This window comes from Streptococcus sp. CCH8-C6, assembly GCF_001557225.1.
Taxonomy (GTDB): Bacteria; Bacillota; Bacilli; order Lactobacillales; family Streptococcaceae; genus Streptococcus; species Streptococcus sanguinis_C.
In genome coordinates, this window is record NZ_LSJN01000046.1 from 1 (window position 1) to 237 (window position 237).

The 237-nt window shown below is 38.0% G+C and carries 1 protein-coding gene; it reads right to left on the minus strand.

What is annotated here, in order from left to right; translation table 11 throughout:
• Positions 1-155: ATP-binding cassette domain-containing protein (locus tag AX677_RS09105; RefSeq protein WP_156445989.1), on the minus strand; the 155-nt coding region annotated here is incomplete at its 3' end.
• Between the last annotated feature and the right edge of the window lie 82 nt (positions 156-237).

The following is a 237-nucleotide window of genomic DNA, read 5'->3' on the forward strand; positions in this document are numbered from 1 at the left end:
CGGCTAATGGTCTTGAGAAGAGTGGTTTTGCCAGCCCCGTTCTTGCCAATCAGTCCATAAATATCGCCTTTCTGGATTGAAAGACTCACATGATCGAGGGCGTATTGCTGGCCATATTGTTTGGTAACTTGCTTTACTTCTAAAACAGTTTGCATGGTATATTCTCGCTTTCTTAGGTTTGATTTTAGTATACAAGCTAGACTTCAAATATTTCTCAAGAAATTCTAAAATATTTCT